10 protein-coding genes are annotated in these 7984 nt (G+C 67.2%); 3 read left to right on the top strand and 7 right to left on the bottom strand.

The annotated features are described in order from the left end of the window. Nucleotides 1-16 precede the first annotated feature (16 nt). Nucleotides 17-796: an ATP-binding protein gene (locus A5780_RS21245; protein WP_063014025.1), complete on the top strand. Its 780-nt coding sequence runs from the start codon at nt 17-19 to the stop codon at nt 794-796. Between the two features lie 63 nt (nt 797-859). Here the strand turns inward: A5780_RS21245 and A5780_RS21250 are convergent, their stop codons facing one another. The 7 genes from A5780_RS21250 to mftA all read right to left on the bottom strand — a co-directional run bounded on the left by A5780_RS21250 (nt 860) and on the right by mftA (nt 6488). Beyond that, nucleotides 860-1819 carry a DUF5996 family protein gene (locus A5780_RS21250; RefSeq protein ID WP_063014172.1) on the bottom strand — a complete coding sequence of 320 codons (960 nt, stop codon included), beginning with the start codon at nt 1817-1819 and terminating at the stop codon, nt 860-862. Between the two features lie 35 nt (nt 1820-1854). Beyond that, a complete protein-coding gene (locus A5780_RS21255; RefSeq protein WP_063014023.1) occupies nt 1855-2727 on the bottom strand; it encodes an NmrA/HSCARG family protein in 873 nt (290 codons plus the stop codon). Nucleotides 2728-2877: 150 nt separating this feature from the next. Beyond that, nucleotides 2878-3666 (bottom strand): mycofactocin-coupled SDR family oxidoreductase, encoded by a 789-nt coding sequence (locus A5780_RS21260; RefSeq protein ID WP_064909389.1) that lies wholly within the window; start codon nt 3664-3666, stop codon nt 2878-2880. Beyond that, nucleotides 3666-4838, bottom strand: coding sequence for a pre-mycofactocin synthase MftD (gene mftD / locus A5780_RS21265; RefSeq protein WP_063019161.1), 1173 nt, complete (start codon nt 4836-4838; stop codon nt 3666-3668). Before mftD ends, A5780_RS21260 begins: the two co-directional genes overlap by 1 nt. 69 nt (nt 4839-4907) lie before the next feature. Next, nucleotides 4908-6086 (bottom strand): mycofactocin radical SAM maturase, encoded by a 1179-nt coding sequence (gene mftC, locus A5780_RS21270; protein ID WP_063019159.1) that lies wholly within the window; start codon nt 6084-6086, stop codon nt 4908-4910. Beyond that, nucleotides 6083-6388, bottom strand: coding sequence for a mycofactocin biosynthesis chaperone MftB (mftB, locus tag A5780_RS21275; RefSeq protein ID WP_231983037.1), 306 nt, complete (start codon nt 6386-6388; stop codon nt 6083-6085). Before mftB ends, mftC begins: the two co-directional genes overlap by 4 nt. Continuing rightward, on the bottom strand, nt 6378-6488 hold the full coding sequence (gene mftA / locus A5780_RS39260; protein WP_081879272.1) for a mycofactocin precursor MftA: 111 nt from the start codon (nt 6486-6488) through the stop codon (nt 6378-6380). The genes mftB and mftA overlap by 11 nt, the downstream gene beginning before the upstream one ends. Before the next feature lie 68 nt (nt 6489-6556). On the opposite strand from mftA, the gene mftR reads away from it, so the two are divergent. Beyond that, complete coding sequence (gene mftR / locus A5780_RS21280) at nt 6557-7192, top strand: mycofactocin system transcriptional regulator (protein ID WP_064905132.1); 636 nt, start codon at nt 6557-6559, stop codon at nt 7190-7192. Between the two features lie 225 nt (nt 7193-7417). Then, nucleotides 7418-7597, top strand: coding sequence for a hypothetical protein (locus A5780_RS21285; protein WP_146098736.1), 180 nt, complete (start codon nt 7418-7420; stop codon nt 7595-7597). The last annotated feature ends 387 nt before the right edge of the window (nt 7598-7984 follow it).

The following is a 7984-nucleotide window of genomic DNA, read 5'->3' on the forward strand; positions in this document are numbered from 1 at the left end:
TCTCGAAAGGCTTTCCATGTCCGGAACAAACTATCGGCGCATCGTCGTCTCCGGCACGTACTCCACCGGTAAGACGACCACGTCCACCGCGCTGGCGCTGCTCACCGGCATCCCACGGGTCGACGCCTCCTCGGCGCGCGAGGTGGTGACCGAATTCTTCCCCGGGATGCGCTTCCAGGATCTGAACACCACCGAACTGATGGCGCTGGGCTTTCGCCGCCTGGAGTTGCGCATCGAGGCCGAGACGTTGCTCGAGGCGCAGGGCAACGGTTTCATCGCCGACGGATCGGTGCTCAACGAATGGGTCTACGGTGCGACCCGCCTGATCACCGGCCCGAATCCGGGGTCCACCCGCTTCCACAAGATCGTCAAGAACACCGTGACCCTGCCGGGCCGCCCGTTCTTCCGGCGCTACCTGGACGCCTACGGCGAGATGGCGCGCCAGCGCGCCCGCAAGGGCTACGACATCTTCTTCCACCTTCCGGTGGAGGTGCCGATGGATCCCGACGGACATCGTCCGGTGGACGAGCGCTACCGTGCGATCTCCGACAGCAAACTGCTGCACACCATCAGCGAGCTGGGGGCGCCCGTGGTGACCGTGCGCGGCACACCCGAACAACGGCTCGAGCAGATCGTGAAGGTGCTCGACATTCCGACCGTCATGGATATCGATGTGGCGGTGAAGGAGGCGGTCGAGTTCGTCCGCACCAGCCGGGAACGGGTCCAGGAGATGATCATCTCCCAGGCGCAACCGCACACCCTGGGACGTAAGCTCCGCTTCGCCGTGCGGGTGTAGCGCGTCGGACCCCGCGGCCGGCTCGCATCGGTGCGAGCCGGCCGCGGCGCTGTGTCGCGTCCGTCAGCGCAGCGACCAGGGCGCGGCCGCTTTCTTCTCGGCCCACCGATGCGGATCGCATTCGAGTTCGGCGCGATCCCACCGGCCCAATTCGGCTGCGGCCGCATATGTTTCGCGCAGAAAGGCCGCGACCACGGCGTTCGGATCATCCGCCGTCCGCACGGTCTCGTACGGAAGGACGAATTCCCCCAGCGCGGCGTCGTAGCCCGCCCCCGGCACCTGCAGCTGCCGCTCGCGGTAGCCCTCGGGTTCGGGATATGCGTAGGCGTAGAACGCGCCTTCCTCGCCGCCGCCGGGCCAGAATCCGCAGCTGCTGAGTTCGTGGGAATACCCCTCCACCATGACCCAATCGGCACAGTGCGGCGCACCGCCGCCGTGTTCCGGCGCGGTTCGCCCCGAAAACCGGGTATAGGCGAGATCCATTGCGCCCCAGAAGAAATGCACCGGACTGGACTTGCCGACATATCCCGACCGGAATTCGCCGAGCGCGCGATTCGCATGCACGAGCTGGCGCCAGAACGCCCGCGCGGACTCCGGATCGTAGGAGGCGTGCCGGGTGTCCTCGGCGAACGGGATGGACGGATCGACCTCGTTCGGCCGCCCCTGAATCCGCGTCCGCAACCCGAGCTCGTCGAGCGCCTGCATGGTTTCGGCGTAGAACTGCGCCACGGTTTTCGGTGCGAGCGCCACACTGCGCATATCGCCGGTGTCGGCGCGGATCACCAACCGATCCGCGAGAAAGTCGAATTCGATATCGAACAGCCGATCACCGTAAGGAATCGCCGGCGTCATCAGCCCCCGCGGGCTCACGAAAAGCGTGACCTGCCACCAGTGATTCAACAACGGAGCATGCGCGAGCCGAACCTTCCCCACGATCTGCATCCACATATGCAGGGTTTCCCGCGTCTGCGCCCACTCCGCAACCCGCAACCGCGGCCACGCGGTGGAATTCGTCTCCGACATATCGATGGTCCCTTCGTTGTCGATGTCGATTCGAGTCACGGATTGCGAGGAGATTCCGCCGCTACCGCGGGAAGGGTCCGTAGCGCCCAGCTACGAAACGACGTCCACTCGACCTCGGGCGTCGCGCGATGCAGAGCCTCGATGTCGACGCGGTAGCCGCCGGCGTCGAGGAATGCCCACATGGCGTGCATATCCGGATTGCCGATGGCCTCGAGCGACGTCTGCCGATGGACGACGGGCCGGCCCAGCGCGTCACCGATGTCGGCGGCCATGTCGGCGGGTGTGGGGGCGTCGCCGGCCAGTTCGACGCGCTCGCCGAGATAGCGGTCCGGCTCGCGCAGTACATGAGCGACGAACTGCCCGAGATCTTCTCGCGCAAGCTGCTGAAGCGGGCGATCGGAAGGTATGGGTAGCTCCAGCACGCCGTCGAGAAGCTCCCGGCGGCCACCGAGCGCGTTGTCGAAGAAATATGTCGGTGCGACGACGGTCGCCGGCAGACCACTGGCCGTGAGTTCCTGCTCGATCACCGCTTTGCTCTCGAAATGCGGAATCATCGTGTTCTGGTCCGCCGACGCCACGGAACTGAACACCAGATGCGGCACCCCCGCATCGCCGGCCGCCCCGATGATCGCCCGCCCCTGCCGGACCTCCGCATCCACACCCGTCTCGAACGGTGTGGTCAGGGCGAACACGCCCGCGACATTCGCCATCGCCGCCGCGAGCGCGGCCCGGTCGTCCAGCGATCCGCTTACGAGTTCCGCGCCGCGCTCATCGAGCTGCTGCGCCCTACGACCCTGCGGATCGCGCACCATCGCGCGCACCGCCACCCCGCGCGACAGCAATGCGTCGGCAACGGCGCCGCCTTGTCCCCCCGTAGCTCCGAGTACCAATACTGGCGGATGTGTCACCGCACTCCAATCCGGTCGATTGGTCAGAAGTACCGACAGGCTACGTCAGCGCAATCGAGAGTGACGCGACCTACACCACCGGCGCCGAACGTGTGGTGGACGGTGGGGGGCACCGAGTTGTGACATCCGGCCGCTCGAGCGCTTCGGCAGTCATCCCAGGAATCCGCCGTCGGCGTGCACCACAGTTCCGGTGACGGCGGCGGATTCGGGGGTGCACAGCCATGCGATGGCGGCGGCGACCTCGTCCGGCTCGAGGATGCGGTCGAGGAGTTGGTGAGAGGCGAATTCCTCGACGGTGTCGAGGTGGTAGATGCGGGCGGTTTCGGTGAGCAGGGCGGTGCGGGTGGAGCCAGGGGAGACGGCGGTGGCGGTGATGCCGGTTCCGCGCAGGTCGTGAGCGAGTCCCTTGATCAGACCGACGACGGCGTGTTTGGCCGCGTTGTAGCCGGAGAGATGCCACATGCCGTGATGGGCGGCGGCGGAGGCGAGGGCGATGAAGCGGCCGGTGCGAGGTTCGGGGCGAGCGAGCATCGCGGGGATGGCGACCCTCGCGAGGTTGGCGATGCCGTGGACGCCGATGTCGAACATGGGCTCCCAGTCGGAGTGGGTGGTTTCCCACAACGGCCGGCCGCCGGTCATGACGGCCGCGGCGGCGACGGCCGCGTCGAGCCGGCCGAACCTGTGCAGCGCGATTTCGACTGCGCCGCCGAGGCTTTCGACGTCGCGCACATCCGCTTCGACATCGACGACCGTCCCCGCGTGCGCGGCGGCCACCGCCGCGAGCTGGTCGCGGGTGCCGAGCGGGTAGCCGAGAGCGGGATCGTCGCGGCAGATGTCGACGGCCACGACGCGCCAGCCCGCGGCGGCGAGCTGGTGCACGGTGGCGGCGCCGATGCCCCGGGCGGCGCCGGTGACGATGGCGACCGGGGCGGGGGCCACTACATGCCTCGGGTGAAGCCGTCGGGGACGATGACGTCGTCGGGGGTGAGGTCGTGGATGGAAGCGTGGCCGAGTCCGTAGAGGGCGGAGTCGATGCCTTGGCGGATGACCTCGAGGACGTTGTGGACGCCGCGGTCGCCGGCGGCGGCCATGCCCCACAGGTAAGGGCGGCCGATCATGACCGCGTCGGCGCCGAGGGCGAGTGCCTTGACGACGTCGCTGCCGCGCCGGATTCCGCCGTCGAGCAGGATTTCGACCTGTCCGCCGACGGCCTGAACCACGCTGGGCAGCATGCGGATCGCGGCCGGGGTGGTGTCGAGGTTGTTGCCGCCGTGGTTGGAGACGGAGATGGCGGTGGCGCCGATGTCGACGGCGCGTTTGGCGTCGTCGGGGCGGCCGATGCCCTTGATGAGGAACGGGCCGTCCCATTGCTGTCGCAGCCAGGCCAGGTCGTCCCAGGTGACCGGTGGGGTGCCCATCCATTCGCCGTAGGCGCCGAAGAAGGTCGGGCCCTGCTGCCCGCGCGGGACGAGGTTGGGGGTGGTGAGGTCGGGGAGTTTGCCGGAGCGGGCGAAGCGCAGCAGCCAGCCGGGTTTGGTGACGACCTGGGGTGTGAATCGCACCGCGGTCTTCAGGTCGATCTTCTCCGGCAGTGGCGGGCTGCCCCAGTCGCGGGCGGTGGCGAACACCCAGTCGAGTGTGACGATGATGCCTTTGGCGCCGGCTTCTCGGGCGCGGTCGAGGCGGGCGACCATGTCGTCTTTGCTTCCGAGCCAATAGATTTGGAAGAAGGTCTTGTCGTTGGCGGCGATGACCTCCTCGATCGGTTTGGAGCCGAACGACGACAGGCCGAGCGCTGTGCCCGACATCGCGGCCCCGCGTGCGACGCCGACCTCTCCCGCGGGGTCGACCGCTTGGACGCCGGTGGGGGAGCAGATCACCGGCATCGAAATGCCTTGTCCGAGAACGGTGGTGCTCAGGTCGCGGGTGGCGGGCAGGTCGGCGATGTGCGGGCGCAGGCCGAGTTCGGTGAAGGCGGCGGCGTTGTCGTCGAGGGTGGCGCCGGCTTCGGAGCCGGCGAGCAGGGCCAGGTAGACGGCCTTGGGGACGCGCTTCTTCGCGCGGCGCTGGGCCTCGGCGACCGATTCGAACCAGTCACGGGTGCTTGCCATGAGAATCCTTGTGCTGAAAGTGGTCTCGCCGCCCGGACGGTGTGTGCCCGGAGGTCGGCGATCGGTTGGTCAGGTGAGCCCGGCGAGTGGGCTGGTGTCGCATGCCCGGTCGGGCGCGGTGGTCCGGCTACGCGTGGGGATGCCGAGGGCGACCGTGCGCCGCGGCGCACTACGGGAGTGGTTCTTGTCCGGTTGGGGTTTCGCGCCGACGCCGGCCAGGGCGAGTTCGGCGTTGCCCTTGACGCATTCGGGGTCGGGCCCGTCCAAAGGCAGTCCGGTGAAGAATTTGGCGGCCATGCATCCGCCCTGGCAGGCGTCGTAGGCCGAACACGACGTGCACGCGCCACCGGTCTGTGGTTGCCGCAGCCGCTCGAACAGATCCGATGTGCGCCAGACCTTTTCGAATCCACCGGTGTCGCGGACGTTGCCCGCGAGGAATTCGTCGTGGATGGCGAACGGGCAGGCGTAGACGTCGCCGACCGGGTCGACCAGGCACACCACGCGGCCCGCGCCGCACAGGTTCAGTCCGGCGATCGGGGTGGAGCCCAGGGCGTTGAGGTGGAAGAACGAGTCGCCGGTGAGCACGCCTTCGCCGTGGGCGACGAGCCAGTCGTAGATCTGCAACTGCTGGTCGGTGGTCGGGTGCAGCTCGTTCCATACGTCGGCGCCGCGTCCGGACGGGCGCAGCCGGGTGATGCGCAGCTGGGCGCCGAACCGGTCGGCGATGGCCTTGAACTCGTCGAGCTGATCCACGTTGTGGCGGGTCATCACGACCGAGATCTTGAAGTTCTCGAACCCGGCGTCGGCCAGGTTGCCCATGGCCCGCATCGCGGTGTCGAAGGATCCGGGACCGCGGACCGCGTCGTTGACCTCGGCGGTGGCGCCGTCGATGGAGATCTGCACATCCACGTAGTCGGTGGCCGCCAGCTGCCGGGCCCGCTCGGGGGTGAGCCGAATCCCGTTGGTGGAGAACTTGACTCCCACATGATGGGCGACCGCGTAGTCGAGCAGTTCCCAGAAGTCGCTGCGGACGGTGGGTTCGCCGCCGCCGATGTTGACGTAGAAGACCTGCATGCGTTCGAGGTCGTCGATGAACGCCTTGCATTCGGCGGTCGACAGCTCGCGCGGGTCGCGGCGGCCCGACGACGACAGGCAGTGCTCACACGCGAGGTTGCAGGCGTAGGTGAGTTCCCACGTCAGGCAGATCGGGGCGTCGAGACCGTGTTTGAAATGTTCGACCAGTTTCATCGGTGATCCTGTTCCTCGGCACCGGCGGGGCGCGGGACTATGGTGCCCGCCTGCAGCAGACCGGCGAGCGCCTTCACATAGCTGGGACGTTCGGTCTCGGCCACCCCCGCGGCCGCCAGCGCGGCGGCCGCGTCGGGCTGCTCGGCCAGTCCCTGTACGACCGCCACCAGCTGCTTCGTTTTCAGAAACGACAGCCGCCGGGTGGTGAAGTCGTAGACCAGCGCTCCGAACGGCTCGGGCCGCAGCGAGATCGAGGGCGCGAGCCGATAGGAGCCGGCCGGATCGAAGCCGTCAGTAGACACCGCACATGCCATCGATCGAGACATCCTCGACGAGCAGGTCGTCTTCGACGAGCGCGTCCTCGGCGGGGACTACTGTCTGGCTGGTGATGGGTTCGTTCATGACCGCTCCTAGGGGATGGGATCGGGGTAACGGGTGTGAGGCACAGCATAATGTCACCGAGTGACAAAATGGAAGGGGTGACGGCGGAAAAACCCGTCACGCCTCGCGTCAGGGCGGGGCGCAAGCCCTCTACCAGCGCGGACGAGTTGGAACGAGTCGCATTCGAATTGTTCGAACAGCGCGGGTTCGACGACACCACCGTCGAGGACATCGCGGCCGCCGTCGGTGTCAGTAAGCGGACCTTCTTCCGCTACTTCGAATCGAAGAACGACGTCGTGTGGGGCAATTTCAGCGACCAGCTGCAGGCGATGCGCGATCTGTTCGACCGGTGTCCGCCCGAACAGCCGGTCGCCGACGCGGTCCGCAGTGTGGTGGTCGAGTTCAACCGCTTCGACCCGGCTCAGGTGCCCTGGCACCGCAAGCGCATGGAGTTGATCCTGAAAGTGCCCGCGCTGCAGGCGCATTCGACGCTGCGCTATCAGGAGTGGCGCAACGTGGTCGCCGAGTTCGTGGCGGCCCGGCTGGGTGTCGGCACTCGTGACCTGCTCGCTCAGGTCGCGGGACACTGTGCCCTCGGTGTCGCGATCGCCGGATACGAACATTGGCTCGACCATCCCGATCAGGAACTCACCGATATCCTCGACCGCGCGCTGCGGAGCTGGGGTTCCGGATTCGGCGCCCAGGCGGTGACCGCGGAGGGGTAGGGACTACGTAGGAACGCGCTGCGTAGGAAAAGTACGTAGTTCTACGGTGGTCGATCGCCCGAGTGGAAGGAAGGCTGGACCGAAGTCAGGCCGGCACTACCGCTCGGGGACGAAGATGAACGCAGAGAATCGGCAGCGGCGCTGCGGTGGCAGCGCGACCTCGGCCCTCCCGGCGCCGTGCTGAGGCCCGGCAGGGGAGGCGACGCCGCGCACAACGATGTGCACGTGCGTATCTGGCTGGGTGGCACGGCCTTCGATTACCGGACCGCCGCCGCGGCGGTGGACAACATCGTCCGGGACTGGCGGCGCAAGCGCTGGTGCACGCTCGAATTCGTTCTCGGCACGATCGACGGGCGTCTCCCGGAGACCCGCTTGCCGAACGAGCGGCTATTCCTCGGACCGTAAATCGGAATTACGCGCATGACATCTCCGGTATCGCGGCTCGTGGTGTCCTTCGCGGAATCGGTCGTATCGGAAGGTTATGCTCGGAGCCTGCCGGAATTCACGGCGAGTGCCGGACAGCAAAGGCGCTGTTCAGTAGTATCGACAAGGTGTGGTACAACGGTTTTCCGCACAGCGTGGGCCGTAACAGGTCACTCCGCGTGACATCGTCGTGCGCAGGAGTGAAACAATGCTCGCCGGGGCAGCGTCCCCGGGTCGGACACAATGCCGACACAAGCTTCCGAAACCGTGGCGTGGCGGGGGGATCGACCCGCTCGACAAAACGCCTTCCACTTTAATACGGACAAATCGCTCGTAGTTCCTACCCATCCGACAGGGCCTTCGTATGCC

The sequence above is a fragment of the Nocardia sp. 852002-20019_SCH5090214 genome (assembly GCF_001665865.1).
Lineage (GTDB): Bacteria > Actinomycetota > Actinomycetes > Mycobacteriales > Mycobacteriaceae > Nocardia > Nocardia nova.

Excerpts from the sequence above, each read along its gene's own strand:
- mftC (WP_063019159.1), bottom strand. The coding sequence starts at position 6,086 with ATGAAACTGGTCGAACATTTCAAACACGGTCTCGACGCCCCGATCTGC.
- mftA (WP_081879272.1), bottom strand. The coding sequence starts at position 6,488 with ATGAACGAACCCATCACCAGCCAGACAGTAGTCCCCGCCGAGGACGCG.
- mftR (WP_064905132.1), top strand. The coding sequence starts at position 6,557 with ATGGAAGGGGTGACGGCGGAAAAACCCGTCACGCCTCGCGTCAGGGCG.
- A5780_RS21250 (WP_063014172.1), bottom strand. The coding sequence starts at position 1,819 with ATGTCGGAGACGAATTCCACCGCGTGGCCGCGGTTGCGGGTTGCGGAG.
- mftD (WP_063019161.1), bottom strand. The coding sequence starts at position 4,838 with ATGGCAAGCACCCGTGACTGGTTCGAATCGGTCGCCGAGGCCCAGCGC.
- A5780_RS21245 (WP_063014025.1), top strand. The coding sequence starts at position 17 with ATGTCCGGAACAAACTATCGGCGCATCGTCGTCTCCGGCACGTACTCC.